28 protein-coding genes, 1 pseudogene and 1 riboswitch are annotated in these 26,650 nt (G+C 38.8%); of the genes and pseudogenes, 13 read left to right on the top strand and 16 right to left on the bottom strand.

Annotated elements, in window-relative coordinates:
• Positions 1 to 145: 145 nt before the first annotated feature.
• The gene (rlmH, locus tag VXM68_RS19540) at positions 146 to 619 is read right to left on the bottom strand and encodes a 23S rRNA (pseudouridine(1915)-N(3))-methyltransferase RlmH (protein ID WP_367209760.1); all 474 of its coding nucleotides are present in this window, start codon (positions 617 to 619) and stop codon (positions 146 to 148) included.
• Positions 620 to 1,013: 394 nt separating this feature from the next.
• Entirely contained in the window at positions 1,014 to 2,627 is a 1,614-nt protein-coding gene (dnaB, locus tag VXM68_RS19545; RefSeq protein WP_294182623.1) for a replicative DNA helicase, read from the bottom strand.
• Between the two features lie 381 nt (positions 2,628 to 3,008).
• Between dnaB and ubiE the strand changes: the two genes are divergently transcribed.
• The 6 genes from ubiE to VXM68_RS19575 all read left to right on the top strand — a co-directional run bounded on the left by ubiE (position 3,009) and on the right by VXM68_RS19575 (position 7,305).
• Positions 3,009 to 3,749 carry a bifunctional demethylmenaquinone methyltransferase/2-methoxy-6-polyprenyl-1,4-benzoquinol methylase UbiE gene (gene ubiE, locus VXM68_RS19550; protein WP_293954833.1) on the top strand — a complete coding sequence of 247 codons (741 nt, stop codon included), beginning with the start codon at positions 3,009 to 3,011 and terminating at the stop codon, positions 3,747 to 3,749.
• Between the two features lie 64 nt (positions 3,750 to 3,813).
• Positions 3,814 to 4,575, top strand: a complete 762-nt coding sequence (locus tag VXM68_RS19555) for an SDR family oxidoreductase (protein WP_367209761.1) — start codon at positions 3,814 to 3,816, stop codon at positions 4,573 to 4,575.
• 10 nt (positions 4,576 to 4,585) lie between these two features.
• Positions 4,586 to 5,035, top strand: a complete 450-nt coding sequence (locus VXM68_RS19560; RefSeq protein WP_294182627.1) for a GatB/YqeY domain-containing protein — start codon at positions 4,586 to 4,588, stop codon at positions 5,033 to 5,035.
• An 88-nt stretch (positions 5,036 to 5,123) separates the two neighbouring features.
• A complete protein-coding gene (locus VXM68_RS19565) occupies positions 5,124 to 5,576 on the top strand; it encodes a GNAT family N-acetyltransferase (RefSeq protein WP_294182629.1) in 453 nt (150 codons plus the stop codon).
• A gap of 11 nt (positions 5,577 to 5,587) precedes the next feature.
• Complete coding sequence (locus VXM68_RS19570; protein WP_293954825.1) at positions 5,588 to 5,962, top strand: DUF423 domain-containing protein; 375 nt, start codon at positions 5,588 to 5,590, stop codon at positions 5,960 to 5,962.
• Between the two features lie 6 nt (positions 5,963 to 5,968).
• A riboswitch (Fluoride riboswitch) is annotated at positions 5,969 to 6,031 on the top strand.
• A gap of 41 nt (positions 6,032 to 6,072) precedes the next feature.
• Positions 6,073 to 7,305: a voltage-gated chloride channel family protein gene (locus VXM68_RS19575; protein WP_294182634.1), complete on the top strand. Its 1,233-nt coding sequence runs from the start codon at positions 6,073 to 6,075 to the stop codon at positions 7,303 to 7,305.
• Between the two features lie 219 nt (positions 7,306 to 7,524).
• Here the strand turns inward: VXM68_RS19575 and mgtE are convergent, their stop codons facing one another.
• The 4 genes from mgtE to VXM68_RS19595 form a co-directional block, all read right to left on the bottom strand.
• A complete protein-coding gene (gene mgtE / locus VXM68_RS19580; RefSeq protein ID WP_294182637.1) occupies positions 7,525 to 8,841 on the bottom strand; it encodes a magnesium transporter in 1,317 nt (438 codons plus the stop codon).
• Positions 8,842 to 9,008: 167 nt separating this feature from the next.
• Positions 9,009 to 9,719, bottom strand: coding sequence for a dipeptidase PepE (pepE, locus tag VXM68_RS19585; RefSeq protein WP_293954818.1), 711 nt, complete (start codon positions 9,717 to 9,719; stop codon positions 9,009 to 9,011).
• A 78-nt stretch (positions 9,720 to 9,797) separates the two neighbouring features.
• Positions 9,798 to 9,983: an Arc family DNA binding domain-containing protein gene (locus tag VXM68_RS19590; protein ID WP_367209762.1), complete on the bottom strand. Its 186-nt coding sequence runs from the start codon at positions 9,981 to 9,983 to the stop codon at positions 9,798 to 9,800.
• Positions 9,984 to 9,993: 10 nt separating this feature from the next.
• Positions 9,994 to 10,857, bottom strand: a complete 864-nt coding sequence (locus VXM68_RS19595; RefSeq protein WP_294182643.1) for an SPFH domain-containing protein — start codon at positions 10,855 to 10,857, stop codon at positions 9,994 to 9,996.
• 97 nt (positions 10,858 to 10,954) lie between these two features.
• Between VXM68_RS19595 and VXM68_RS19600 the strand changes: the two genes are divergently transcribed.
• From VXM68_RS19600 to rimK, 4 genes are all read left to right on the top strand, one after another.
• A complete protein-coding gene (locus VXM68_RS19600; protein ID WP_367209763.1) occupies positions 10,955 to 11,437 on the top strand; it encodes a DNA-deoxyinosine glycosylase in 483 nt (160 codons plus the stop codon).
• 53 nt (positions 11,438 to 11,490) lie between these two features.
• Complete coding sequence (locus VXM68_RS19605; RefSeq protein ID WP_367209764.1) at positions 11,491 to 12,669, top strand: AIR synthase related protein; 1,179 nt, start codon at positions 11,491 to 11,493, stop codon at positions 12,667 to 12,669.
• A 64-nt stretch (positions 12,670 to 12,733) separates the two neighbouring features.
• Positions 12,734 to 13,171 (top strand): ATP-dependent zinc protease, encoded by a 438-nt coding sequence (locus tag VXM68_RS19610; protein WP_367209765.1) that lies wholly within the window; start codon positions 12,734 to 12,736, stop codon positions 13,169 to 13,171.
• A gap of 58 nt (positions 13,172 to 13,229) precedes the next feature.
• Positions 13,230 to 14,165, top strand: a complete 936-nt coding sequence (gene rimK, locus VXM68_RS19615; protein ID WP_293954807.1) for a 30S ribosomal protein S6--L-glutamate ligase — start codon at positions 13,230 to 13,232, stop codon at positions 14,163 to 14,165.
• Positions 14,166 to 14,225: 60 nt separating this feature from the next.
• On the opposite strand, the gene VXM68_RS19620 is transcribed toward rimK, so the two are convergent.
• The 5 genes from VXM68_RS19620 to thrS all read right to left on the bottom strand — a co-directional run bounded on the left by VXM68_RS19620 (position 14,226) and on the right by thrS (position 17,965).
• Positions 14,226 to 14,576 carry a DUF3060 domain-containing protein gene (locus VXM68_RS19620; protein ID WP_367209766.1) on the bottom strand — a complete coding sequence of 117 codons (351 nt, stop codon included), beginning with the start codon at positions 14,574 to 14,576 and terminating at the stop codon, positions 14,226 to 14,228.
• Positions 14,577 to 14,784: 208 nt separating this feature from the next.
• Positions 14,785 to 15,129: a 50S ribosomal protein L20 gene (gene rplT, locus VXM68_RS19625; protein ID WP_046674462.1), complete on the bottom strand. Its 345-nt coding sequence runs from the start codon at positions 15,127 to 15,129 to the stop codon at positions 14,785 to 14,787.
• A 98-nt stretch (positions 15,130 to 15,227) separates the two neighbouring features.
• Positions 15,228 to 15,428 (bottom strand): 50S ribosomal protein L35, encoded by a 201-nt coding sequence (gene rpmI / locus VXM68_RS19630; protein ID WP_002993964.1) that lies wholly within the window; start codon positions 15,426 to 15,428, stop codon positions 15,228 to 15,230.
• A 39-nt stretch (positions 15,429 to 15,467) separates the two neighbouring features.
• Positions 15,468 to 16,028: a translation initiation factor IF-3 gene (gene infC / locus VXM68_RS19635; RefSeq protein ID WP_075993338.1), complete on the bottom strand. Its 561-nt coding sequence runs from the start codon at positions 16,026 to 16,028 to the stop codon at positions 15,468 to 15,470.
• Positions 16,029 to 16,039: 11 nt separating this feature from the next.
• Complete coding sequence (gene thrS / locus VXM68_RS19640) at positions 16,040 to 17,965, bottom strand: threonine--tRNA ligase (RefSeq protein WP_367209767.1); 1,926 nt, start codon at positions 17,963 to 17,965, stop codon at positions 16,040 to 16,042.
• Between the two features lie 646 nt (positions 17,966 to 18,611).
• On the opposite strand from thrS, the gene VXM68_RS19645 reads away from it, so the two are divergent.
• Complete coding sequence (locus VXM68_RS19645; protein ID WP_294182655.1) at positions 18,612 to 19,235, top strand: 7-carboxy-7-deazaguanine synthase QueE; 624 nt, start codon at positions 18,612 to 18,614, stop codon at positions 19,233 to 19,235.
• Between the two features lie 100 nt (positions 19,236 to 19,335).
• Here the strand turns inward: VXM68_RS19645 and VXM68_RS19650 are convergent, their stop codons facing one another.
• The 3 genes from VXM68_RS19650 to VXM68_RS19660 all read right to left on the bottom strand — a co-directional run bounded on the left by VXM68_RS19650 (position 19,336) and on the right by VXM68_RS19660 (position 22,399).
• Positions 19,336 to 20,583, bottom strand: a complete 1,248-nt coding sequence (locus tag VXM68_RS19650) for a hypothetical protein (protein WP_367209768.1) — start codon at positions 20,581 to 20,583, stop codon at positions 19,336 to 19,338.
• Positions 20,584 to 20,715: 132 nt separating this feature from the next.
• Positions 20,716 to 21,792, bottom strand: a complete 1,077-nt coding sequence (locus VXM68_RS19655) for a Gfo/Idh/MocA family oxidoreductase (protein ID WP_293954797.1) — start codon at positions 21,790 to 21,792, stop codon at positions 20,716 to 20,718.
• A 16-nt stretch (positions 21,793 to 21,808) separates the two neighbouring features.
• Positions 21,809 to 22,399 (bottom strand): phosphatase PAP2 family protein, encoded by a 591-nt coding sequence (locus tag VXM68_RS19660; protein WP_367209769.1) that lies wholly within the window; start codon positions 22,397 to 22,399, stop codon positions 21,809 to 21,811.
• A 473-nt stretch (positions 22,400 to 22,872) separates the two neighbouring features.
• Here VXM68_RS19660 and hisG point away from each other — a divergent pair, with 473 nt between their 5' ends.
• Together hisG and hisD are read left to right on the top strand one after the other, a co-directional pair.
• Positions 22,873 to 23,724 carry an ATP phosphoribosyltransferase gene (gene hisG / locus VXM68_RS19665; RefSeq protein WP_293954793.1) on the top strand — a complete coding sequence of 284 codons (852 nt, stop codon included), beginning with the start codon at positions 22,873 to 22,875 and terminating at the stop codon, positions 23,722 to 23,724.
• A 21-nt stretch (positions 23,725 to 23,745) separates the two neighbouring features.
• A pseudogene (hisD, locus tag VXM68_RS19670) lies at positions 23,746 to 25,031 on the top strand (histidinol dehydrogenase).
• Between the two features lie 97 nt (positions 25,032 to 25,128).
• On the opposite strand, the gene VXM68_RS19675 reads toward hisD, so the two are convergent.
• Together VXM68_RS19675 and VXM68_RS19680 are read right to left on the bottom strand one after the other, a co-directional pair.
• On the bottom strand, positions 25,129 to 26,043 hold the full coding sequence (locus tag VXM68_RS19675; RefSeq protein ID WP_367209770.1) for a YARHG domain-containing protein: 915 nt from the start codon (positions 26,041 to 26,043) through the stop codon (positions 25,129 to 25,131).
• Positions 26,040 to 26,609: a DUF2306 domain-containing protein gene (locus VXM68_RS19680; protein WP_367209771.1), complete on the bottom strand. Its 570-nt coding sequence runs from the start codon at positions 26,607 to 26,609 to the stop codon at positions 26,040 to 26,042. The genes VXM68_RS19675 and VXM68_RS19680 overlap by 4 nt, the downstream gene beginning before the upstream one ends.
• Between the last annotated feature and the right edge of the window lie 41 nt (positions 26,610 to 26,650).

The raw sequence follows: 26,650 nt of genomic DNA on the forward strand, positions 1-26,650 counted from the left end.
ACTATAATAATACAAGCAATCATAATGTATTTATTCAATTGGCTATTTCTCTCTCCTTCATCACTTTTATAGTGGTAATCTCGTTTATTTGGCAAATTCATAAGCTTGTTTTTAATCATGATGAAGTTAACAACTTTTTTCCATATTATTCGTGATGATAAGGCTCGCCTTTCATAATGGATAAAGCTCGATATAGCTGCTCTGTAAAAAACAATCTGATCATTTGGTGGGAAAATGTCATTTTGGATAGTGAGATTTTTGACTTCGCTCGATCATAAATTTTTTGATCGAAACCATAAGGCCCTCCTATAACAAACACCAGATGTTGGACACTTTGTATCATCATCTTCTCCAGATAAACAGAAAACTCTAAAGATCTAAATTCTTTTCCATGTTCATCCAATAAGACAACAAAATCTTGGGGCTGTAGCTGCTTTAAAATCAAAAGGGCTTCTTTGTCTTTCTGCTGTTCAGCAGAAAGACTTTTAACATTTTTGATGTCGGGTAGAACAACAATATTAAAGTTGACATAAAACTTTAATCGCTTCGTATATTTTTCAATTCCCTCAATCAGGTATTTTTCATCCGTCTTACCTATGCAAAGTAATGTTATCTTCATCTAGACGTTTTATAAGTGTTTGCAAAAAATTTCGCTTGTCTTTTTTCCGACAATTTTAAATCGAATCACGACCTTTAGCCAAGCCCTAAAATCTTAATAAATTGGGTATGTGTACAAATTAAGTAAACTTCTAATTTATTTAAAATAAACCCAATCAAAAAGGCAAAAATTGTACTCCAACTATTCCTATATTCATTCACTTTTCATCTATTCTGCATTTAACAAGTGTATCAAACAAACCACACAATACAGAAAATCGGCGATACTAATACCCTACCTCGATAACAACCCCTCCACATCAGCAGTATACGGCACATGCCGTTTTAAACGAAAAAACCGAATTAAATCATTCGGTTTTTTCTGTTATTTAGGAATACTTATGTAAAATTAATCGCTAAAATGGCGCATCATCAGGCATGTCGTTCATTCGAGATGGCATCGTAATACCTCCACTGAAGCCACCAGCACTAAAATCATCAGCAAAGTTTGGTGACGGATTCAATGCTGAAGCAGAAAATGTGGACGGTGCATCGCCGAATCCATCTCCACCACCAAGACCCGAAAACTCATCTTCTAAATCCACAAACTTTACAAATTTACCCACAAAGCGAAGTGGTACAATTCCAGTCTCCCCATTACGGTGTTTTGCAATAATAACTTCACCGACACCGGCAGTAGGACGCCCCTCTTCATCTTCTGTCAAACCATAATATTCGGGTCTATATAAGAAAAGAACCATATCCGCATCCTGCTCAATAGAACCAGACTCCCGTAAATCGGACAACATAGGACGCTTACTATTTCCTGGTCTTGACTCTACGGCACGACTCAGCTGCGACAATGCAAGCACAGGAATATTTAACTCTTTAGCCACAGATTTCAAAGCACGTGAAATACTACCGATCTCTTGTTCGCGATTCCCCCCACCTTTACCTTCAGCCTTTCCATGCATTAGCTGCAGGTAATCGACTATCACCATTTGAATATCGTATTGTGCCTTTAAGCGCCTACATTTAGCTCTAAATTCGAACACGTTCAACGCCGGCGTATCATCAATAATAATAGGCGCATCCGTTAAACGACCAATTCGCGAATGTAATTGTTGCCATTCATGGTCAGCAAGATTTCCTTTTTTTAATTTTTCTTGCTCAATTTCGGTTTCACCGGCAATAAGACGATTGACAAGCTGAACAGACGACATCTCCAGCGAGAATACAGCAACGGCCTTACCATGTTCCACAGCGGCATTACGCGCTACAGAAAGTACAAATGCGGTCTTTCCCATCGCTGGACGTGCCGCAATAATAACAAGATCAGAAGGCTGCCAGCCGGATGTCATACGATCCAGTGCTGTTAAGCCAGAAGGCACTCCGGTTAAACCATCTGTACGGTCGCGCAGCATCTCAAGATTAGAAATCGCCTCACGCATGATATCGTCCATTTTTCGGGAATCTCTCCGTAAGTTATTCTGCGCGATATCAAATAAGCTTTTCTCGGCATGATCCAAAAGATCAAAAATATCTGAGGTTTCATCATATGAACTATTGATAATTTCCGTAGAAACCTTGATAAGCTCACGCTGAATATATTTCTGTGAAATAATACGTGCATGATACTCAATATTAGCTGCCGAAACCACGCGATCTGTCAATTGCGTAATATAATAGGCACCACCGACCATTTCAAGAGCCCCCATCCGTCTAAGCTCCGAGGTAACGGTTAATATATCAATTGGAGAAGTTTTTTGAAAAAGACCGAAAATCGCTTCAAAGATCTTTTGATGTGATTCTTTGTAGAATGATTCCGGTTTGAGAATATCAATAATTTCGCTCAGCGCATTCTTTTCAAGCATTAAAGCTCCCAAAACAGCTTCCTCAAGATCCACTGCCTGCGGCGGAAGTTTACCCAAACCACTCACCAAATTATTTAATTTGGTACGACGTTCGCCGTAATTACCCCGTTTGTTATTATCCGTGTTATTCGCTTCAAAATTACTGTCGTTCATCATGATATTATATCAGAAATATAGCTTTGCTATCCGTATAAATTGTAGATAGGATAACAAATGTATAAAAAATAAAATTTACAACCATGCGTAGTTTCACACAGCGAAATTCAATGATCATTGCCAAAACCCTCAAAAGCTTTGAAGGACACAGATTTACATAACATCTTTTCAACAATGAATGTTGAAAAGATGTTGAAAACAAATAACCAACACTCAAAGTCAGCACATTAGAAAATGTTAATAACTTAAGCTGTTGTGAATAAGCAAAATGCTGAAAAATAAATCTATGACCATGACTAGCATCAAAACAAACCGACTTTCGTATGAAAACAAATCCCTCTTTAAGCACTAAAAAATATTCATATATCGTATATTTGTAAAATGACGCACGACTCTTCAACATTAAAACCCTATAAAGATACCAACGACGGTAAGAAAAAACAGGTAGCAGATATGTTTGACAATATCTCTCATTCCTATGATTTTTTAAACCACTTCATGTCTTTGGGTATTGACATTATATGGCGCAAAAAAGCCATCAATGCCTTAAAGTCCATAAAACCGCAACTGATGTTGGATGTAGCGACAGGAACCGGTGATTTTGCATTGGAATCAATTAAAATCTTGAATCCCAAAAAGATCATTGGGGTAGACATATCACAAGGAATGCTTGAGGTTGCCAAGAAAAAAATTGCAAGTAAGGGCCTCGAGAATCAATTTGAAATAGCACTAGGGGACTCCGAGAGGCTTCAATTTGAAGACAATACGTTCGATGCTGTTACCGTAGCGTTTGGTGTCCGGAACTTTGAGAACCTGGAAAAAGGCCTATCAGATATATACCGTGTCTTAAAACCCGGTGGAAAGGCTGTTATTTTAGAATTTTCGAATCCAAAGAAATTCCCTATTAAGCAGCTGTATAATTTTTATTTTAAGTTTATCACACCAACTATTGGAAAATTCTTTTCAAAAGATTCCAGTGCGTATGAATATTTACCAGAATCCGTTGCTCAATTTCCTGATGGAGAAAAGTTCGTTGCCATAAACAAAAAAGCAGGTTTTAACGAAACAATCGTTAGACCACAGACATTTGGCATCTGTACGATTTATATTGCTACAAAATAGCGACATCTAAGAAGTGGTATTGAGTCAAATTGGATTAATTTTTTATAACAACGAGTTACACTATATGACTAAAACAGTTTTTATTACAGGAGCAAGTTCAGGCATCGGTCAAGCTTGCGCCGAAGTTTTAGCAAAAGAGGGTTATAATCTTTTACTTTGCGCGCGCAGGTTAAACCGTTTAGAAACATTAAAAAATACATTGCTCGCTTCCTACCCTACAATTCAAATCCATATTTTTGAACTTGATGTTCGAAACCAAGAACGGGTTGCGCATCAAATTGATGGTCTGCCAGCAGCATGGAAAAAAATACATATACTCATCAACAATGCGGGTCTAAGTCAAGGATTGGATCCCATCCAAGATGGTGATATCGGCGATTGGGACAGAATGATTGATACCAATATCAAAGGCCTATTGTATGTAAGTAAGGCCGTGATACCACTCATGGATACTGAAAACGGCGCTCATATTGTTAATTTGGGATCTATTGCGGGAAGAGAAGTTTATCCGAATGGAAATGTGTACTGTGCCACCAAACACGCTGTTGATGCGTTGACGAAAGCTATGCGTATTGATTTGCTACCTCAGGGGATTAAAGTAACCTCTATCGACCCAGGAATGGTGGAAACAGAGTTTTCGGAAGTTCGTTTCCATGGAGATCGCGAAAAAGCTAAAAATGTTTACAATGGTGTACAACCTCTTACAGGGAAAGATATTGCCGAAACGATCCTTTTCGTCATTACCAGACCGGCACATGTCAATATCAACGATCTATTAATAATGCCTACAGCGCAAGCAACGGGCACCATTGTCAATCGAAAATAATTTAAATATCATGTCATTAGAAATACAAATAAACCAAGACATTAAAGCGGCAATGATCGCAAAAGACACGGCAAAATTACGTGGTTTACGTGCAATTAAAGCAGCTATCCTCTTAGCAAAGACAGAAAAGGGTCATGCCGAAGATCTTAACCAGGAGGCAGAGATTAAAGTTTTACAAAAACTTGTAAAACAACGTCGCGAATCTGCTGAAATTTATAAAAGTCAAAACCGCGAAGATCTTTATGAAATTGAAGTTGAGGAAGAGAAAGTAATTGAGGCTTATCTACCAAAACAGTTAAGCAAAGAAGAAGTAGAAACCATAGTCAAAGCAATTATCGCCGAAACAGGAGCTTCTTCCATTAAGGATATGGGTAAAGTGATGGGCGCCACTAATCAAAAGCTTGCTGGACAAGCAGATGGAAAAACCATCTCTGAAGTTGTTAAAAGTCTTCTTGCATAAAACGCTCAAATCAATAGAGTCAAATTAAATTGGATATGTCTTTCCAGCCATATCGATTACATAATTTGACTCTGTTTTTATTTCAATTATGGCTTATCAGTGGAATCTAAAGAGTTTTGACGAACTCAACACGAATGAATTATATCGTATTTTAAAGCTTCGAATGGAAGTGTTTGTTTTGGAGCAAGAATGTTTATATCCTGAATTGGACGATAAAGATTTTGCTTGTCTACATCTGTGGACAGAACAAGATGATCGTATTATGGCATACACGAGATTAGTTCCTCCGGGCATTTCCTACCCACAGGCTTCCATTGGTCGCGTTATCGTCGCCGAGGAAGCGCGCGGAACCGGTCTGAGTAAAAAATTAATGATGCATTCTATCGAATCGCTCTATAAAGAATTCGGTGAAGGTGAGATACAGATAGGCGCGCAATTTCATTTAAAAACCTTTTATGAAAAATTAGGATTTAAACAAATCTCCGAGCCCTACCCCGATTATGGAATCCTTCATATTGATATGATTAAACCCGCAATTTAGTAAATTTAGGCATGCAAAACGTTGTAATCATCACAGCCGCCCTATTTGGCGGCCTCGCTATTATCCTAGGTGCATTTGGAGCCCATGCATTCAAAAAAATCCTATCTGCTGAAAAACTGGAATCCTTTGAGGTCGGCGTTCGATATCAAATGTATGCTGCGCTAACCCTATTGATTCTAGGATTCAATTTCCACTTTGAGCTTCAGTCTGAACGAGTAGCATTTTATCTGATCACACTAGGAACTCTTTTATTCTCTGTAAGTATTTATTTTCTATCGTTTGCTGAATACTGGAAAAAGAATCTAAAGTTTCTTGGCCCAATTACGCCGCTCGGCGGATTATTTATGATCGCAGGATGGGTTGCTATTATCATTCGCTTTTTGTAGATTTGAAGTAAATACGGCAATGATGTCTGCCCTGAACCGCCCTAATAAGCTAATGACGTCTACTATTTTAGTATAAAACAACAATTTATATAAAGTATAGACTTATGGCTATGGCACATTCAAATGAAAGCAATCTTCATTTTCTTCTTAAATGGATTATCTCTTGTAGTGCGATAGGTTTCATCGTAGGATCTATTTGTGCATTTTTTCTCTTTTCCCTCAATTGTGTAACGCAGTACCGAGAAGCTAATCACTGGATAATTTATGGACTTCCATTAGCGGGATTTGCCATTGCAGTGTCCTATAAGTATTGGGGCAATACATCAAGCAAAGGAAATAACCTGCTGATTGAAGAATACCTTCATCCCCAACGCCGCATTCCGCTTATCATGGCGCCTCTTGTCCTATTCGGAACTTTACTTACACATCTGTTTGGGGGTTCTGCAGGTCGTGAAGGAACTGCTGTACAGATAGGTGGAGCAGTTTCCGATCAGCTTAATCGCTGGTTTGACTTCGATAAAACTGAACGTCGCATCTTAATTTCGATCGGCATCACTGCAGGATTTGCCGCTGTGTTTGGTACCCCGCTCGCCGGAACGATATTCGGTCTGGAAGTCCTACTCATTGGGAAAAAAAGATATTTCGGTATCCTTCCCTGTTTATTTACCGCCTATCTTGCGAACTTCAGTTGTCAATTATGGAATATTCCGCATACCCATTATCCAATTCATGATGTTATTCCTATATTAACTTTGACCAATATTGGATTTAGTCTCATCGCAGGCATTCTCTTCGGTATCACCGCATGGCTTTTTACATTTACCAGCGACTTCTTTAGCGTGCAATTTAAACGAATTAAAGCAACGCTACTAAGGCCTGTGATCGGCGGTATTGTTTTGGTACTCATTGTTACCATATCTCACAGCAGCAAATATATTGGACTTGGCATCCCGATGATTCAGAATGCATTCGTTGATCAGTCGAACTATTATGACTTTTTCATCAAGTTACTATTGACGACTTTCACCCTTTCGGCTGGGTTTAAAGGCGGAGAAGTCACCCCGCTATTTTTTATCGGGGCAACTTTAGGTAGTGCATTAAGCACCATTATTCCACTTCCCATCAGCCTTCTGGCTGCAATGGGCTTTGTAGCCGTATTTTCAGGCGCTACAAATACCCCGCTCGCCTGTATTGTCATGGGCTATGAATTATTTGGGAGCCAAACTATTTTATTTATAGCAATAGCATGTATAGCCGCGTTTACCTTTTCAGGGAAAAAAGGAATTTATATTGCGCAAAAAGGAGGTTTAAAGGGAAGACTCTACCAAAGACTAAATTTATAAACAGGATCTGTGCTTACAAGTTCTATACGTATAATAACTATAATCAATATGGACGAATTTAACTACAAATGTATCGCTCAGAAAATGCCCTCTATAAAGCAAATACAAATGAAAGTTTTAACGGAAGAAGTTTACTAGTAAAATAAGAAATTATTCAATAAAAAGAGCCTAAAATGAGCGGTATAATTTAGGCTCTTGATGGTTAACTTTAGTATCGAACTATAGTAACTTTCCCTGCAAAAAGAAAGCAGCGACAGTGAAATAGATGATTAATCCCGATACGTCCACCAGCGTAGCAACAAATGGTGCCGACGCTGTAGCAGGGTCCAAACCGAATCGACGTAAAATAAATGGAATAAACGAACCTGATAGCGTTCCCCATAGCACGATAAACAATAGTGAAACTGCTACCGTAAAACCAATTGCAATCCAGTAAGGACCATAATCATATAGGCCAAGAAAATGCCAAGCCAGTATACGTAGAAAACCAATCGTACCCAATATTCCTCCTAGAATTAAACCCGAAGAAACTTCACGCTTCATCACATACCACCAATCCTTAAGCTTCAATTCACCAAGAGCCATCGCACGGATAATCAAAGATGCTGCCTGTGACCCTGAATTACCACCACTGGATATAATCAAAGGAACAAATAGAGCCAATACAACGGCCTTTTCCAATTCTCCTTCAAAAAATCCCATTGCCGACGCTGTAAGCATCTCACTGAAAAACAAGATGATCAACCAGCCTGCCCTTTTTTGAATCAATTGAAGCAAGGGCGTTCTCGTATACGCCAGGTCCAATTCTTCCATACCCCCAAATCGCTGTATATCTTCCGTATCCCGATCTTCGATTCGGTCTAACACGTCGTCAAATGTGACAATTCCGACTAATACCCCAGCTTCAGTAACGATAGGCAGGGCACTTCGATCATATTTTTGAAAAATTTCAAAAGCTTCTTCCATAGGTGTTGATGCTTTAATCGCAGCAAAATTATAGTCAATCAGATCAGAAATCTTTGTTGACGCATCCGATAGCAGTAATTGACCAATTTTCAAATCGTCGATCAAGACATTTTTCTCATCAACTACATAGATGAAGTTGAGCGTCTCAGCCTTTCTCCCGAACACCTTGATATGCCGAAAGACGTCGTCAACAGTATAATAAGGACGAACCTGCACATACATTGGCGTCATCAGGCGGGCAATACTATCCTCCTTGTAACCGATCAGTTCCAAAGCCATCTGCTTCTCCCGCTCATTCAAAAGATTGATCAGGTATTTAATTAGATCATCTGGAAGTTCCGACAACAGATCATTTCGGGTATCCGGCTTCAGATTATTCAGCAATTCAGAAAGTTCATGTTCTGTCATTGATTTGATCAACGTGTACTGAACATCCAATTCAAAAAAACAAAAGATTTCTAATCTATCCTCCAAAGGATAGTTCATAAATTGCTGATGTTGTTCCCCTTTATTTAGACGCGAGATTTCTTCTGCGATATCGGCTGGGTGTAATGCTGAATTTTGTTCCATTGGAAGATAATTAATGGATTTACGGCAAAAGTAGCTTATTTTGTATTATTTCCAACAAATAGAAACACTATTTTTTAATGATAGTTCTGGCTAATACGACCCTAAATCCCCTACTACTACGTTAATGGATGTATTTGGTTTAATATCGCTATAGATTTTACAATAGCTTAAAAATTAATTAATCCAGGCGGTAGTTCTATTGGCTCTAGGCCCGGTCTAAAAAGCAGCGCAGCCAAATTACCTTGTAGATGTATTTTTCCATCATTTACATACAACCAGCTACCTTCACGTAAACCAATGACGGGCTGCATATTCAACTGATGAAATTCCTTAATCCGCGTTTCTCTCGTTTCCCCTCTATGTGTGGACTTTGGATCTGGATCCAAGTAATGTGGATTGATATTAAATGGTAAAAAACCAAGCGCATCAAAGCTAGGCGGATAAACAATAGGCATGTCATTTGTAGTTCCAATAGTCAGCCCTGTTAAATTGGAACCGGCTGATGTGCCGACGTATGGAATTCCCTTTGCTACTTGTACACGCAATTGCTCGACCAAATCCAGTTCATATAAGGTTTTTAACAGTAAAAATGTATTCCCACCGCCAATAAAAATAGCCTTGGCATCCTGAATAGCCTTCTTCATATTAGGAAACTCATGTATCCCCCTAACCGTTACCCCCTTATCTTTCAACGCATCTTGCACTTTAGCGGTATAGGCATCAAACGAAATTCCAGAAGGTCTCGCAAATGGAATAAATAATAATTCATCGGACTGAATAAATTCTACAAAATCGTGCTTAATATAAGCTAAAAAATCACTACCATGAATCGTGCTTGTACTTACGACCAATAACTTGTACGCTGGATTAACCTTCATCTCCTATCATTAAAATTTTAAACAAAAAGTACCTTTGGTTTCGCCTATTTCGAAGCCAAAGGTACAAGTTTTCATTCCTTACTCTATGTTATTTCTTATCGGCAGTCTTTTTTCTGTACCCACCCTTTTATTTTCTTGCAGCGCTTTATATAAAAGATATTCGATCTGCCCATTAACACTTCTAAACTCATCTGCAGCCCATTTTTCCAATGCTTTGTACATCTGGTCGTCTAAGCGTAGCATAAAGTTTTTCTTATCCGCCATTTTACTTCGTTTATTGGTACAAAGTACCTGTATTTACAATTGGTGTCGCTGCTTTTTCTCCACAGAGTACGACCATTAAATTGCTGACCATCGCCGCTTTTTTCTCGTTATCGAGCTCTACAATATCTTTTTCAGATAACTTATGTAGGGCCATTTCCACCATTCCGACAGCACCGTCTACGATCTTTGCCCTAGCGGCCACAATTGCTGCCGCTTGTTGCCTTTGGAGCATAGCGCCTGCTATTTCGGAAGCATAAGCCAAATGACTGATTCTCGCCTCTTTAATAATAACCCCGGCTGGAGCCAACCGATCAGACAATTCTTGTTCAAGAATATGATTGACTGTATCCCCACCTTCACGTAAAGTGATCTCCGCTCCTTCATCTTCCAAGTTATCATACGGAAAGCTTCCGGCCAAATGCCTCACTGCAGCTTCACTTTGCGTGCGTACATAAGAGGTATAATTACTGACATCATAAGCAGCTTTATAGGTGTCTCCTACCTGCCATACAATCACTGCTCCAATCTCGATTGGATTTCCCATCTTGTCATTTACTTTCAGTGTCTGTCCCTGTAAGTTATCCGACCGAAGACTTATTTTAATGGTCGAATATAAGGGATTTACAAAAAACAGACCGTTTTCTTTAACCGTACCTACATATTTTCCGAAGAAATTGAGTACACGGGAATGATTGGGATTAATAATCATCAGTCCTTTAAGGATAAAAAAAGTAGCAATCATCAACGCTACTCCCAATACGACATACAGTGAACTTTCGTCGACGTTGGCAAATGAGAATATCGCTGCTACAAATGAAAATACCGCTATCAATAAAGCTAAATAGCCTGACATGGGTTTAATTAGTTTTTCCATAATTTGTTAATATATTTTTGATATCATTTTAATATCATAAATATACTATACTATTTTTAATTTTTCAAATGAAATAGTAAAATTTATATTTTTGAATATGCTTAAAAAATCTTTTCTACCCATCGTAAATTGCACAACCCAAACGCTCATACTTGGCTCGTTACCAGGAGATAAATCATTAGCAGAAAATGAATATTATGCACATCCCCAAAATCGATTTTGGAAAGTCATTGAATATCTGTTTAATGCACGTCAGCGGATAAGTTATACAGAGCGGATAAATATCTTACTCAGAAACCATATTGGTCTTTGGGATGTTTGTGCTGAAGCCTCTCGCCCTGGAAGCATGGATTTAGCCATACAAGATGAACGCCCCAATCCGATTGCTGAGCTGCTAGAGACCCACCCTAAAATTACACAAATTATTTTCAACGGGCAAAAAGCATACAGTTTATACTTAAAGCATTTCAACAAAAGAGAAGACATTATTTACCGATGCTTACCCAGCACAAGTCCAGCGAACGCAAGATGCAATCTCGAAAATTTGATTGCACATTGGCGGATAATAATAAGTGATTAAATTACACGAATAAGATTCATTAATTCAGTCCTATTGCTTATTTTTGCCGTAAGATGTCAGATTTAAAATACAATCAACGCGGCGTATCCGCAGGGAAAGAGGATGTGCACAATGCGATAAAAAATATAGATAAGGGTCTGTTTCCCAAAGCATTTTGCAAAATAATTCCAGATATTTTGGGGGGAGACCCAGACTGGTGTAATATTATGCATGCGGATGGTGCTGGTACCAAATCTTCATTGGCTTATGTATACTGGAAGGAAACTGGTGATATTTCAGTTTGGAAAGGTATCGCACAAGACGCGATTATCATGAATATTGATGACTTACTTTGTGTGGGTGCCATCGATAACATTCTTTTATCGTCCACGATTGGCAGAAATAAAAACCTCATTCCTGGAGATGTGATTGCTGAAATCATTAATGGTACAGAAGAGATTTTGGCGGAACTTCGAGGTTTGGGAATAGGCATCTATTCTACTGGTGGCGAAACGGCTGATGTTGGCGACCTTGTTCGCACCATCATTGTTGATAGTACAGTAACCTGTCGGATGAAACGTGAAGATGTTATTTCAAATCATCGCATCAAAGGCGGTAACGTTATTGTAGGCTTAGCATCGAATGGACAAGCAACCTATGAACAGGCATACAATGGCGGAATGGGTTCCAATGGACTAACTTCTGCACGTCATGATGTATTTAACAAAAAAGTAGCTGAAAAATATCCGGAAGCTTATGACCCGGCTGTTCCTTACAATTTAGTTTTTGCCGGAAGTCAAGATCTTACAAATGAAATTGAAGTTGAAACGGGAGAAAAAATAACCGCAGGTAAGCTAGTCCTTTCCGCTACACGTACTTATGCGCCTGTTATCAAACAGATACTAGACAAGTACCGTTCGCAAATTGATGGAATGGTACATTGCTCAGGTGGAGCGCAAACAAAAGTCTTGCACTTCGTCGATAATGTGCATGTCATCAAAGATAATCTTTTCCCGATTCCACCTCTTTTTGCATTAATACAGAAAGAATCCTATACAGACTGGAAAGAAATGTACAAAGTATTCAATATGGGACACCGTATGGAATTATATGTACCTGAATCGATTGCATCGGATATCATCGCCATTTCAGAGTCATTCGGGATTCCGGCTCAAATCATAGGCCGTGTAGAGGAATCTGCATCCAAAAAAGTAACTATAACCTCTCCTTACGGAGAATTTATCTACGAATAAAAGATTTTTATCCTTGTCCCCTACATACCTAGGAGACAAGGATTTTATTTTCAATTTGGTATACATGAAAGAAAAACTTCTTGTGGGTTGGAAAGAGACCCTTGATTTACCTGAATTGGGAATATATGGTATAGAAGCAAAAGTCGATACCGGTGCGGCCTCGTCGGTACTACACTGCAATTCATACAAGATCATTAATGAGGATGGTCAAGACTGGATCTTCTGCGAACTGATCATAGATTTTGAGACAAAAGAGACAAAAACACTAAAGTTAAAACTCTATCGAACAAAACTCGTAAAAAGTTCTTTTGGCCAAGAAGAAAAGCGTTACTATATCCGTACAACAGCAACATTATATAACCAGGTATTTAGCATTAAAATCTCCTTTAGAAATAGATCACAAATGACCTACCCCATGCTTTTGGGTAAAAACTTCTTAAACAAAAGGTTTTTGGTCGATGTTTCCAAAGAAAATCTCTCCGTGAAGGCCTTGGCAAAATAAAAACAAATAGCCAAGCTATTTTGTTATCTTAGCACAAAATATACTCATTATACAAATCGTGAAAATTGCCGTATTATCGACAGTAAAGAGTTTATACTCTACTCGTCGTCTCGTAGAAGCCGCACAACAAAGAGGACACGAATGTGTTGTCATTGATCACAGCAAGTGTTATGTCGGTATTCAGCAAGGTAAACCAAGTATCCATTACAAAGGTCAGGATCTGAGTGATATTGACGCCATTATTCCCCGAATAGGCGCATCGGTAACATTCTATGGATCTGCCATCGTTAGACAATTTGAGGTCATGGATGTCATTTCTGCGAATCCCAGTCAAGCCATTACGCGATCGCGAGACAAATTAAGGTGTCTACAAATTTTATCCGGTGCTGGTATCGGCCTACCTATTACAGGGTTTGCACGTACGGCTTCCGATGTAGACGATCTTATCAATATGGTTGGCGGAGCCCCATTGGTCATTAAATTATTGGAAGGAACTCAAGGCATCGGTGTAGTACTTGCCGAAACTAAAAAAGCGGCCTCTTCTGTTATTGAAGCGTTCTACGGCCTGGGTAACAACATCCTGATCCAAGAGTTTATTAAAGAATCAAAAGGCTCGGATATCCGGGCTTTTGTGGTTGACGGCAAAGTTGTTGGCGCGATGAAACGTACTGCCAAAGAGGGTGAGTTTAGGTCAAATATCCATCGGGGTGGCACTGCCCAGATTATTCGATTAAATAAAGCCGAAAGAGAGACAGCAATCGCTGCTGCCGCGCAATTAGGACTAACGGTTTGCGGTGTGGATATGATTCCTTCTGACAGGGGCCCTCTGGTATTGGAAGTAAACTCATCTCCAGGTTTGGAAGGCATCGAGAAAGCGACAAAAAAAGATATTGCCTCAGAAATTATACAATACATTGAGCGACAATATGAAGCAAAAAGGGCTCAGATGCCTAAAGTCGTTAAGAAAAAGAAGAAAAGAGAAAGTAAATTGTAATTATAAAAAATACTTGAACGATGGGCTAATGCTTTTGTATTAGCTCATTTTCTTTATTCACTATTTCACTTTCATAACCATATTATCCGCGCCTTCAGTAGACACTTTTACTTGTCCAGTTTTGTTCTTCGTAGACTTATAATGGACATGGTTTTTGACTCCCTCAATTTGAACAGTCTCTACTGAACCAATATTAACCATATTGTCTGCCCCCTCTATGGTCACCGTTGTGATGTCATTCCCTGTTACAGTATTCCCCTTCCCCTCAATAATCAATTTACTCACATTGCCACGGATCACCACTTTATTGTCGGCTCCTTCTATTCGTACAATCTCCCCTCCTTTGGCCTCTATCGTACGATTATTGTTCACCCCTTCAATTGAGATAACTTTTCCCTGCTGATTAACCACATCGTTCGTTAGAGCCTTGGAAACTGGCTACAGCGTCGATTGCATCAAGAGTAGAATTGGGGAGTAAGAACTAAAATGAAACATAGCATTGAATTGGGTTTACCTGGCACATAACGTCCCAAAAAAGATACAGTAACCGTCATAACAAAAAAAGGAGCCTAAAAGGCTCCTTTAATATCTCTAACAAATTGACAGCGGATTAAAAACTCTATTTTACTGCGTCTACAACTGCTTTGAAAGCTTCTGGGTTATTTAAAGCTAAGTCAGCTAAAACCTTACGGTTCAAACCAATGTTTTTAGCGTTTAATTTACCGATCAATTGGGAATAAGAAATTCCGTGTTGACGAGCTCCAGCGTTGATACGTTGAATCCATAAAGCTCTAAACTCGCGTTTTTTGGTTTTACGATCGCGGTAAGCGTATTGTAAACCTTTTTCTACTGTATTTTTAGCAATAGTATAAACTTTGCTACGTGATCCAAAGTAACCTTTTGCAAGGCCTAGGATTTTTTTGCGTCTTCTTCTAGAAGCTACTGCGTTAACCGAACGTGGCATATTTTTAAAATTAGTTTGGTAGAAGGTGTCATGTATTTCAATGAACTTACAACCTTATACCCGGTTAAAAAATTATTATTAATAAAATCGAATAAAACTTATTTACCGATAGCAAGCATACGTTTTACGTTGCCCATATCGCCATCAGATACATAACTTGTTTGTGTTAAGTTACGTTTACGTTTTGTGCTCTTTTTTGTCAAGATGTGGCTTTTGAAAGCGTTTTTTCTTGCAATTTTACCTGTTCCAGTCAATTTGAAACGTTTCTTTGCGCTGGAATTGGTTTTAACTTTTGGCATAATACTTATAAATTTTATATCAATCTGTTAGAATTCTTATTATTTTTTAGGAGCCTTTGGAGCTACTGTCAAAAACATACGTTTACCTTCTAATTTCGGTAAAAGTTCTACTTTACCGTAATCTTCTAAAGCCTGAGCAAAGCGTAACAACAAAATCTCACCTTGATCTTTGTGTACAATAGCACGACCTTTAAAGTGTACATAAGCACGAACTTTCTCTCCACTTTCTAGAAACTTAATCGCATGCTTCAATTTGAACTCAAAATCATGCTCACCAGAGTTAGGTCCGAAACGTATTTCTTTAATAACAGTCTGTTTTGCATTAGCTTTGATTTCCTTTTGTTTCTTCTTCTGTTCGTAAACAAACTTACTGTAGTCGATAATCTTACAAACCGGCGGTACAGCATTTGGCGAAATCTCCACTAAATCAAGTTCCAACTCATCAGCCAACTCTAACGCTTTACGCGTAGGGAAAACTCCTTGCTCCACATTATCTCCTACCAAGCGTACCTCAGGTACCTTTATTAATTCATTAATGCGGTGATCTGGTTCTTTCTTTCTCATTGGTGGTCTTGGACCACCGGGTCTTTTTAATGCCAAATGTTTAAAAATTAAACGGTTATTTCCTTAATTAATATATCTCTAAATGCCTCAGCAGTCATAGTTCCTAATTCCACTGAGCCATGTTTACGTACAGAAACTGTGCCATTTTCCACCTCTTTTTCCCCTACAATCAACATATAAGGAAGCTTTTTCACTTCGGCGTCTCTGATTTTTCTGCCCACTTTCTCGTCACGTAAGTCTATCAGTCCGCGAATATCGGAATTATTTAGCGAATTCAAAACATTTTGAGCATATTCTTCATATTTTTCTGACACTGGCAAGACTATAAATTGCTCAGGAGCAAGCCATAATGGGAATTGTCCAGCACAATGTTCGATCAGTACAGCTACAAAACGCTCCAAAGATCCAAAAGGTGCCCGGTGAATCATCACAGGGCGATGTTTCATGTTATCACTTCCTGTATACTCCAACTCAAAGCGCTCAGGCAAATTGTAATCCACCTGTATAGTACCTAACTGCCATTTACGACCTAAAGCATCCTTCACCATAAAATCCAATTTTGGACCATAGAAAGCCGCTTCACCATACTCTACGACTGTCGGCAAGCCTTTTTCCTCCGCCGCTTCAATAATTGCAGATTCAGCCAAAGCCCAGTTTTCGTCAGTACCAATATACTTCGTACGATTCTCAGGATCACGTAACGACACTTGTGCTGTATAATCATTAAAGCCTAAGGCTCCAAAAACATAAAGTACTAAATCGATTACCTTTTTGAATTCATCTTTAACCTGATCTGGACGACAAAATAAATGGGCATCATCCTGAGTAAACCCACGAACCCTTGTTAAACCGTGAAGCTCACCAGATTGCTCGTAACGATATACAGTACCAAACTCAGCAAATCGAACCGGTAAGTCCTTATACGAGCGTGGTTTTACTTTATAAATTTCACAGTGATGCGGACAGTTCATTGGTTTTAACAAAAACTCCTCTCCTTCGATAGGAGTCTTTATGGGTTGAAATGAATCTGCGCCATATTTCTCATAGTGTCCAGAAGTCACATATAACTGCTTATGTCCGATATGTGGCGTAACAACGGGCTCATACCCCGAATTTAACTGTGCTTTCTGTAAGAAGTCTATCAGCTTTTGGCGTAATGCAGCTCCTTTAGGCAACCAAAGAGGCAAACCTGCACCAACTTTTTCAGAAAAAGCAAAAAGTTCAAGTTCTTTTCCCAGTTTACGGTGATCACGCTTTTTCGCTTCCTCAATAAACTTCAAATATTCTGTAAGCTCCGATGCCTTAGGGAACGTAACACCATAAATACGTGTCAACTGTTTGCGAGACTCATCACCTCTCCAGTAAGCACCGGCAACATTCGTCAATTTAATCGCTTTGATAAACCCAGTATTCGGAATATGAGGACCGCGACATAAATCTGTAAATTCCCCCTGTGTATAGAAAGTAATCTTTCCATCTTCCAAGTCTTTGATTAAATCTAGCTTATACTCATCTCCTTTTTCAGTAAAGTAAGACAATGCATCCGATTTCGAAACAGCTTTACGTTCAAATGTTTCTTTCCGTTTAGCCAGCTCCAGCATCTTGTCTTCGATCGCTTTAAAGTCATCAGACGAGAATTCACGATCACCAAAATCAACATCGTAGTAAAATCCAGTTTCAATCGCGGGGCCAATACCAAATTTAATCCCAGGATACAGTGCCTCCAAAGCCTCAGCCAATAAATGAGCAGAGGAATGCCAAAAAGTAGATTTACCTTTGGTATCATTCCAGGTCAATAATTTGACAGTAGCGTCATCTTCAATAGCACGGGCAGAATCCCATACTTCACCATTTACTTCAGCAGCAAGGACGTTTCTTGCAAGCCCCTCTGAGATTGACAATGCAATCTCTGCAGCAGTGATCCCTTGTTGATAATCTCTTACGGAACCATCCGGTAGTGTAATTTTAATCATTTACAACTATGATCTTTAAATTGTTAAAAAATAGAAAACATAAAACAACATGTACAATTATGTTATTACACTTACGTTTTCAATAAATAAATTGTGTCACAAATTTAGTAAAAATTCTGATAAATAACATGACTTTGTGCTGAGCGCGAGCTATACGTTTCCCACCCCTCCTTTCACCACCACCCATCATTTAAATCCGTTATACATCTCTGGTCTCATTATGATTTTTCTCTTGCGCATGCTATTCAAACTCGATTGGGACTTCCTTTTTATGGCCAAGAATGAACTTTCACGCTTTAGAATAATTTTTGATAATTGCTCTATGCCACTTTAAGCATTAATAGGGTATTAACAAGGGGTTAACAGGGAGATAACAGGGGGTTAACAGGGGTATACCCAAGTTACCCCCCTGTTATCTCCCTTTGAAAGGAGTGTTTTCTCGCTGTTAGTATACTATGTGATATCTATTTGACTCGCTGTAGAGATTACCATTACCCTTCCAAAAACGGTTTGCTGTAATTAATCTGATAAATAAATCCAGTTGTGAATTGAAATGACTAAAAAATGATAGTGAGTTAATAAAAGCCAATTGACAAATTGAGCATCTCATTAATATTTGCTACTTTTGCAGACTGAAATTTTAACTATGTCAAATCAAGTACCAGAAGACGGAACACTATTGCCCTTGATGGAGGAATTTTACACTATTCAGGGTGAGGGCTACCACACCGGGACTGCTGCTTATTTCATACGATTGGGGGGCTGCGATGTGGGTTGCCATTGGTGCGATGTAAAGGAAAGCTGGGATGCTTCTATACATCCGCTTACAACAGCAGATTCGATTATCGAAAACGCAAAGAAATATCCTGCCAAAACAGTTGTCATTACAGGTGGAGAACCACTTATCTATAATTTGGATTACCTAACGAGAGGGCTTCATCAGGAAGGTATTAAAACCTTTATTGAAACCTCTGGTGCGTATCCACTGAGTGGTGAATGGGACTGGATATGTTTATCGCCGAAGAAATTCAAAGCGCCTCGCAAAGATGTATTAGAAGCTGCTGGTGAACTGAAAGTGATCGTTTTCAATAAAAGCGATTTCGCATGGGGAGAAGAATACGCACAACTCGTTGGACCAAACTGCAGATTATATCTTCAACCTGAATGGTCAAAATCCAAAGAAATGACCCCTTTTATTATTGAATACGTAAAAGAAAATCCGAAATGGGATATTTCGCTACAAACACATAAGTTTTTAAATATTCCCTAATAATTGAATTGCTTCTCAATTAGCGGTTGCAAAAAAAGGCTTTCAATAGTATGAAAGCCTTTTTTTGTAACTGCTAAACATAGATGGTAAGGAATTAAAATTACTTAACATAAGCATTTAAGAAAGTATTTAGGTCCATCTTCTTCGTTTCTTCGCCCTCTTTCTCGCGAATCAAAACATTCCCGACGTGATCAGCATCTAGAAATAGTAGATTCGCTTCTAATATAATCTTTCCATGTTCATCCAGCAATCCATTTTTCCCATTTTCAGAGAACATCAGATAATTGTCCAAAAATTTACTGATGTTTTCTTTCTTATCGATCAGAATTTTCCCTTCTTCTGTGACCAATCCAAAATTACCGTCTTTTTGGAATATGGCAATTTTTTGATTTGCAGGCGTCAGCCAGTCAAATCCTTCTTTATTTACCTTTACCCCCTTCTTATCCAATAACCAAAAATAATTATCTTTATCTGAAACAATGGCAGTTTGCTCACTAAAGTATGCTAAAGAGAAAAGAGAGCAAGGAAATACTTCTTCTCCTGCCATGTTTTTTATACCATAATATTCGTCATTGGTATTTTTATCCTTAACCATCGTCCATTTTAGTGATTTATCCAATGGGAAAGTATCTTCAAATAAACCGACATCTTCTGCCTGGCTATCATTATCTCCGCCGGAGATATCAATAACCTTCGCGTTTTTAGGCAATTGAAAGTCTGCAACAAAAGATGTATTAGCCACTTTTGTTGTTTCGAAACCAAGCTCATTGCTTTCACCTAAAGACAATTTAAGCACACCACCAGGCAAATCATTTATAAATGGAAAGGCAGTCAAATAATAAGTCGGTACTGCTTCCGAATACCAAACGGTTGCGATAGCCGAATCCGCATTGTTTTTGAAAAACAACTTTGCTTTTTTACAGGTGATGCCCGCTATTGATTCTATTTCGTCCATATCTTGTAGCTGCACATAAGGGCCTTCGGATTCTTCCGGCTTTACACCAACAATCTTATAAGATGGATGATATGATTCAGCAGTGACGACATCATCTCCTGATGAATACGAATAAGTTTTTGCTAACTTTCGATTTAAAACAGCATGGGCTTTTCGATTCACTATAGTGGAAGAATAATCGGCATCAGCCAAAACCTCTACATTCCGATAAGCCATTTTTCCTTTCAAAAATGGCTCATAAAACTCCTTTGCAAATTCTGGAACTTCATTTTCAAACTTTTCAGGCGACATTTCACCTTTAAAAACCAACTCCATCTGCCATTGCTTATCTTGCGCATAAGTTGTCGAAATTGATAATCCAAATAATAGTGCAACTTTGAGTAAAGTATTCATAAGAATGTTAAATATGTAGCTAAATAACAAAAGACAGACCAAAAAGTCTATTTTTTAAGCTATTTTTTTATTTAAGCGCTTTGTTGCTATATATTCTAGCGCAATATTCATCAGATAGTTTATGAAAAAGCACTACAACTTTATCATCAATCTAGTTTTCACAGCATCATCGCATGCCAAAGCGATTCGCAGACTGTTAATAGCATCTTCCATTGAATCAGTAAGATCCAAATTCTCTAAAATTGCTCGCAGAAAGAATAGCTGCTCCCGATTACATAATTCTTGATGATCAGGCTCATCCGATAAGTTAATCCATTCATCGGGCTTCTTAAATTCATTGGCTGAATCTAAATCACTATAATGTATTCTTAGGCTTTCCGTCTGTGTGTGGGAGGCGACCGAATCCGATTTCCCCTCATCGCTGGCTTTGTTAGCGACAATGGAAACTGCACCATTTGGTCCAAAAACATCTTTTACAAAAAAAGCGTTCTGACTCACCATTGGTCCCCATCCAGCTTCGTACCATCCTACAGAACCGTCCTCAAAATGCAACTGAAGTTGCCCATAGTTATAGTTCCAAGCTGGAATCTCATCAGTTAATCGTGCACCTATTGCAGATACATACAATGGTTTTGCGCCCACCATTTGACACATGACATCAATATAGTGGACCCCGCAATCAACAATGGGACTTAAGCTAGACATTAAATTTTTATGCACATCCCACATATATCCATGACTCTGTTGATTGAGGTTCATACGCATGACAAGTGGCTTTCCCATCGTTTTAGAAATCTCGATAAACTTGATCCAGGATGGATGGTATCTCAAGATATAACCAACAACCAATTTTCTATCGTATTTTATTGCTGCATTCACTACCTGCTGTGCTGAAATTACGTTTTCAGCTATAGGCTTCTCGATAAAGACATGAGCCCCAGCTTGAAAGGCTTTTATAGCATAATCTTTATGTGTATCTGGATAGGTGGCTATACACACCGCATCCGGTTTCGTTTCCTGAAGTGCCTGTTCATAAGACGAGAATAAGCTATAGTTTCCTCCCAATTCTTCATTCAGCTTACTTTTGCTCTCTCCACGAGCCACTAGACCTACAATTTGAAAGCCATCTAAATCGTGGTAAGCCCTTGCATGAGATGCGCCCATATTTCCACATCCAACAACTAATATTTTAACAATCTGTTGCACCATTTTTTTTCATTTTATATTATCTCTTTAATCCATCTAAAGCGAATGCTGCTCCTGTTCCCAGTGCAGCACCAGCCAATACATCGGTAGGAAAATGTACGCCCAAATACATCCGTGAATAACCAACACTACTTGCCCATAAAAGGGAGGGAGCGACGACGTACCACTTCGAATAGGCACGTGAAAAAGCAGATGCGGTAGCAAAAGCGGAAGACGTATGCCCAGAGGGAAAGGAATATCCACTAGCCGTACGAACCGAGATGAAATTAGGATATTTTTTAAAAGGCCTACTGCGCTTAAACAAATGTTTCAAACCCACATTCACCAAAGCAGTTACAGCCGTACTGCTAGCAACATACAAAGCATTCTGACGCATTATTTTATCATCATTGACTGCACCGGCAACCAGTAAACCGACGGGAACTGCAATCTGAACATAATTATTGATATCAGAAAGCACTTTAAATGTTTGTGTTTGCGGCACAGTCCTGGTTTCAGCAATCGACTCCAATATCCGGATATCTAATGTAGAAGCAGGTATTTCCTGCGCTAAAGCACCGATATAGGAACAATTCAACCAGCAAACAAAAATAAAAACTAATCTTTTCATCCAGTAATTAATCTCTCTATTTATAATTTCTTCACCCCTTAAAAGTAAGGAAATTTATGTGAGTTGTTACCTTATTAAAGACGTTTAAATTTGAATCAAACTCATTACTGGTCTGTAAAGTATACTAAACTGTATACTCCAAGCCATCAAATCAGTATGGTCATACGCCAAGATTTGCATGTAGTCGACACTCGTTATATTTACCACTTATTTTTGTATCCAAATTAGAATTCATTTAAATAATAAGCCTGTTTAGATGACAATTTTAAAATGATGGCCTTGGATTTCCAATTAATTTACTATACATTTGCTTACAGTTATTAATACAAACATGGTTTATACTTACGTACATCATTTTCATTTCCATCATCGCCGTTGTGGCGATATGTTAATTTAATGTGTTCTTACGTAGAATACCTTCCCTCTTGTTTGATTTCTTATTATTAATAATTTACTGCTAACATTATAAAGCGTTGAAAAATCTTAAAATTGCTATCCAAAAATCGGGTAGGTTAAACGAAAAATCTGTTCAATTACTGAAAAATTGTGGTTTAGACTTCGAAAACTACAAAAGTTCTTTAATCACCACTGTAGGTAACTTCCCGTTGGAGATATTATTTCTAAGAGACGATGATATTCCGGGTTATGTAGAACAAGGCATAGCCGATCTCGGTATAGTCGGTGAAAACATCATTGACGAGACTGAATCCAAAGTAGAATACGTCAAGAGGCTCGGTTTTGGAAAATGTACATTGAAATTAGCTATCCCCAAAGATAGTAGCATTGAGGACATTAAAGACCTTAATGGTAAAGCAATCGCGACCTCTTATCCAAATATACTCAGGAACTTTCTAAACGAGTACAATATTAATGCAGACATCCGTCTGATATCTGGCTCCGTTGAGATTTCCCCAGGCTTGGGCCTTAGTGATGCAATCTGTGATATCGTATCTACGGGTGGAACGTTAAAAAGCAATGGTTTAAAACCTTTTGCTGATGTTAAAAATTCAGAAGCAATTTTGGTGGGAAGAAAAGGATTAGAGGGTAATGAAGTTTTGACTGAATTAGTACAACGCATCGAATCTGTTCTTTTAGCAAAAGAAACCAAATATGTGGTATTGAATGTCGAAAAGAAGAATTTGCCAGCTATTACTTCTTTACTCCACGGCGTTAAAAGCCCTACGGTTGTTCCACTGGCAGAAGAAGGCTGGGTAGCCGTACATACCGTTATCACCGAAGATGACTTTTGGGATAAGATCAACAAATTAAAAGCTGAAGGTGCCCAAGGTATCGTTGTGATGCCCGTTGAAAAAATCATTCTTTAAACTTGATGCACTTATACAACCATGCTAAAAAACTATGATTACAAGACTTTAGGAAAATCCGAAATCCAACAACTGGTTGCCAGAAACACGGATCCGAACAATGCAATACAGGAGGTTGTTCAGGAAATTATTCAACAGGTACGCCAACAAGGAGATATCGTACTACGCGAATATGCTGCTAAATTTGACAATGTTGAACTTGAGCGACTGTATTTGGACGAGGAAGATATCGATGCGTTGGCATCTACAATAGACCGTGATCAGCAAAGAGCACTGGAAATTGCTTTTCAAAATATTCATAAATTCCATAGTACGCAACTAAAAAGAGAACGCACTGTTGAAACCATGCCCGGTGTAAAATGCTGGCGGGAGGTGCGTCCTATTGAAAAAGTCGGTCTCTATATTCCTGGAGGATCAGCGGTCTTACCTAGCACACTTTTAATGCTTGGTATTCCCGCAAGAATAGCTGGGTGCAAAGAAATTGTCGTTTGTTCTCCCCCCAATCCAACGGAAAAATTAATGGGTTTGTCGCTTTTTGTTTAAAATTACTGAAGATAAATAGAATATACTTGGTTGGAGGTGCTCAGGCTGTTGCTGCTATGGGATTTGGAACAGAGACAATACCCAAAGTCGATAAGATTTTTGGCCCTGGAAATCAATTTGTCACGAAGGCAAAATCCATTATACAGGGTCTGGCAAATGTTAGCATTGACATGCCTGCCGGCCCATCCGAAGTATTAGTCGTCGCTGATGATTCAGCTAACCCGGCGTTTGTTGCCGCCGATCTTTTGGCACAAGCCGAACACGGCGTCGACAGCCAAGCTGTCTTGGTTGCAACTTCTACAGCTATAGTTGATGCGGTCAACACAGAACTGTTAGCCCAATTGGCGGTCTTACCGCGCAAAGAACTTGCTGCAAAAGCTATTGACAATTCTTATGCAGTCACTGTTGATAACCTTCAGGAGGCACTACAATTTTCAAATGATTACGCTCCAGAACACCTTATTTTGGAAACGGATCAATGGGAGTCTTTGACACGCTATATCAGTAACGCTGGTTCAGTATTTCTAGGGCACTTGACGCCCGAAAGTGCGGGTGATTATGCTTCGGGTACAAATCACACGCTGCCTACCTCGGGATATGCGCGATCCTACTCGGGTGTATCGGTGGATTCTTTTGTAAAAAAAGTTACTTTCCAACATATTAGCGAAACTGGGCTCCAACACATTGGAACTGTAGTTGAAATACTTGCTGAACTTGAAGGTTTGCAGGCGCATAAAAATGCAATTTCCATTCGAAAAAAATAATAAAACATAGACCGTTTAAATCACAAAAAGGGCTTTACATTGTAAAGCCCTTTTTGTGAAATTGATCTTTCGAATGTTTCGGAATGGATTTTATACACTACCTTCCAAAAGTGTCATAATTATCCGTTGCATATTTTTCAAATCTCGTCAATAAAGCTATATTATCTTTTTCCAATGGACTCAAATCTGCATTCACATCTTTTGAAATAGGCAAATACCAGTCTACAGGCTCAAAAAATTGGCGAATGCTTGGCTTAGTAAACGCATAGCCATGACGGGCAAAAATCGTATTCCGAATAATCTCCAGATCCAATTTCTTAAGATTTTTCAGGTCTTTCTCGGTCAACTTTTGTTTAGATGCATTGACCGTAAAAACTGCAGGGGATGCCGACCGATAATATTGGATGACGTATGTATAAGTTGAATCTCCATCTACATCGGTTTCCTCTTTTCTCTTTTCGTTAATCCAGTCAACCAAAGTCCCATTTTCCTCACCCTGATTTTTCAGCATCAGATTAGGATTATATGCGAATTGCTTTTTCAACAATTTAAAGCTTCTCTTTTTTATCTTTACCCCTTGGTCATATGCGGTCCAATTGCCGATTAACGTATCGTGATCAAGCTTGATTTCAAAACGCCCGTCGGACTTTTTGTCGCCGGGCTCATCCAATAATAACCGGATATCGGCACCATTTTCCTCCAATTTCCCCACAAAAGGACGCAGATTTCCTTTAACCACATTCTGTCCGAAGATATTACCTTTATCCGTAATTTTTTTTATGGTCAAATTTATCTTCGGAGAATAATCTGTAATTGGCAAACCGTCTCCTTCTTGCAGTGTATTTTCATCAACTACAAATTCTCCCACCCAGTTGCCGTAGAGTTCCCGATGTGTCTCATGCTCAACAACAACACTGTCCTTTGTCCCATGGGCTTCATTCTTTTTAATTTTCCCGTCCTTGCAGCCAACTATTGCTCCAAGCATTACTATTAAATAAAGGTTCTTCCTCATAATTTTTGATTTTTTTGATAAATAATAAATTCTGCCAATAACAAATTTGGTATCCATCCCAGCCATGCGATAATCTGGTAGACGTCCAAGGGATTGGGCTGAAACAGGTACACTAAAGCAAGCTTCCAAAAACGTAGCGTAAGTGCTGAACAGGTTAAGGCAAAACTACGGATCATAAAATTGCGGTGTTTATTGAATTTCCGGTGACTCGCCAAACGAACTGCCATCCAGGTGAAATAAAACCATCCAAGCCCCAATAATTCAAATGCAATGATAGATGTTAATCCGCCATTTGCCACGGATCCAATAAGCAAACCTGAAGGAGCGGCAAAAAGCAAAATGGCGAATACATACAAATACCCGATACTCCGATGAACTCGCGGATATTTATTTAATAGATAAGTATTAAACTGCGTAAAACCCGCAGGCAAGGCAAAGATAGCTGTGCAAACATGGACATAAAACACGTAGCGATACCACCAAAATTCTTCAATTTCCGTTTGTTTAATCATCAAGAAATTTGCGTCGAGTGAGAAACCACGATAGCGAAGAGTGATTTCTGCCATTAGCAGACAGCTATAGGTAAAAATTAAAAGCCAAAATCCCT

The sequence above is a fragment of the Sphingobacterium sp. R2 genome (genome assembly GCF_040760075.1).
Taxonomy (GTDB): Bacteria; Bacteroidota; Bacteroidia; order Sphingobacteriales; family Sphingobacteriaceae; genus Sphingobacterium.

What these genes read in the sequence shown, in the direction of transcription:
- VXM68_RS19650 (WP_367209768.1), bottom strand. Translation starts at nt 20,583, where the DNA reads ATGAATACTTTACTCAAAGTTGCACTATTATTTGGATTATCAATTTCG.
- pepE (WP_293954818.1), bottom strand. Translation starts at nt 9,719, where the DNA reads ATGAAGGTTAATCCAGCGTACAAGTTATTGGTCGTAAGTACAAGCACG.
- VXM68_RS19655 (WP_293954797.1), bottom strand. Translation starts at nt 21,792, where the DNA reads ATGGTGCAACAGATTGTTAAAATATTAGTTGTTGGATGTGGAAATATG.
- VXM68_RS19675 (WP_367209770.1), bottom strand. Translation starts at nt 26,043, where the DNA reads ATGAGGAAGAACCTTTATTTAATAGTAATGCTTGGAGCAATAGTTGGC.
- VXM68_RS19555 (WP_367209761.1), top strand. Translation starts at nt 3,814, where the DNA reads ATGACTAAAACAGTTTTTATTACAGGAGCAAGTTCAGGCATCGGTCAA.
- VXM68_RS19600 (WP_367209763.1), top strand. Translation starts at nt 10,955, where the DNA reads ATGCTTAAAAAATCTTTTCTACCCATCGTAAATTGCACAACCCAAACG.
- VXM68_RS19570 (WP_293954825.1), top strand. Translation starts at nt 5,588, where the DNA reads ATGCAAAACGTTGTAATCATCACAGCCGCCCTATTTGGCGGCCTCGCT.
- thrS (WP_367209767.1), bottom strand. Translation starts at nt 17,965, where the DNA reads ATGATTAAAATTACACTACCGGATGGTTCCGTAAGAGATTATCAACAA.
- dnaB (WP_294182623.1), bottom strand. Translation starts at nt 2,627, where the DNA reads ATGATGAACGACAGTAATTTTGAAGCGAATAACACGGATAATAACAAA.
- VXM68_RS19680 (WP_367209771.1), bottom strand. Translation starts at nt 26,609, where the DNA reads ATGGCAGAAATCACTCTTCGCTATCGTGGTTTCTCACTCGACGCAAAT.
- rplT (WP_046674462.1), bottom strand. Translation starts at nt 15,129, where the DNA reads ATGCCACGTTCGGTTAACGCAGTAGCTTCTAGAAGAAGACGCAAAAAA.
- VXM68_RS19660 (WP_367209769.1), bottom strand. Translation starts at nt 22,399, where the DNA reads ATGAAAAGATTAGTTTTTATTTTTGTTTGCTGGTTGAATTGTTCCTAT.
- VXM68_RS19610 (WP_367209765.1), top strand. Translation starts at nt 12,734, where the DNA reads ATGAAAGAAAAACTTCTTGTGGGTTGGAAAGAGACCCTTGATTTACCT.
- VXM68_RS19575 (WP_294182634.1), top strand. Translation starts at nt 6,073, where the DNA reads ATGGCACATTCAAATGAAAGCAATCTTCATTTTCTTCTTAAATGGATT.
- rpmI (WP_002993964.1), bottom strand. Translation starts at nt 15,428, where the DNA reads ATGCCAAAAGTTAAAACCAATTCCAGCGCAAAGAAACGTTTCAAATTG.
- VXM68_RS19645 (WP_294182655.1), top strand. Translation starts at nt 18,612, where the DNA reads ATGTCAAATCAAGTACCAGAAGACGGAACACTATTGCCCTTGATGGAG.
- VXM68_RS19565 (WP_294182629.1), top strand. Translation starts at nt 5,124, where the DNA reads ATGGCTTATCAGTGGAATCTAAAGAGTTTTGACGAACTCAACACGAAT.
- VXM68_RS19595 (WP_294182643.1), bottom strand. Translation starts at nt 10,857, where the DNA reads ATGGAAAAACTAATTAAACCCATGTCAGGCTATTTAGCTTTATTGATA.
- VXM68_RS19605 (WP_367209764.1), top strand. Translation starts at nt 11,491, where the DNA reads ATGTCAGATTTAAAATACAATCAACGCGGCGTATCCGCAGGGAAAGAG.
- VXM68_RS19560 (WP_294182627.1), top strand. Translation starts at nt 4,586, where the DNA reads ATGTCATTAGAAATACAAATAAACCAAGACATTAAAGCGGCAATGATC.
- ubiE (WP_293954833.1), top strand. Translation starts at nt 3,009, where the DNA reads ATGACGCACGACTCTTCAACATTAAAACCCTATAAAGATACCAACGAC.
- rlmH (WP_367209760.1), bottom strand. Translation starts at nt 619, where the DNA reads ATGAAGATAACATTACTTTGCATAGGTAAGACGGATGAAAAATACCTG.
- VXM68_RS19590 (WP_367209762.1), bottom strand. Translation starts at nt 9,983, where the DNA reads ATGGCGGATAAGAAAAACTTTATGCTACGCTTAGACGACCAGATGTAC.
- mgtE (WP_294182637.1), bottom strand. Translation starts at nt 8,841, where the DNA reads ATGGAACAAAATTCAGCATTACACCCAGCCGATATCGCAGAAGAAATC.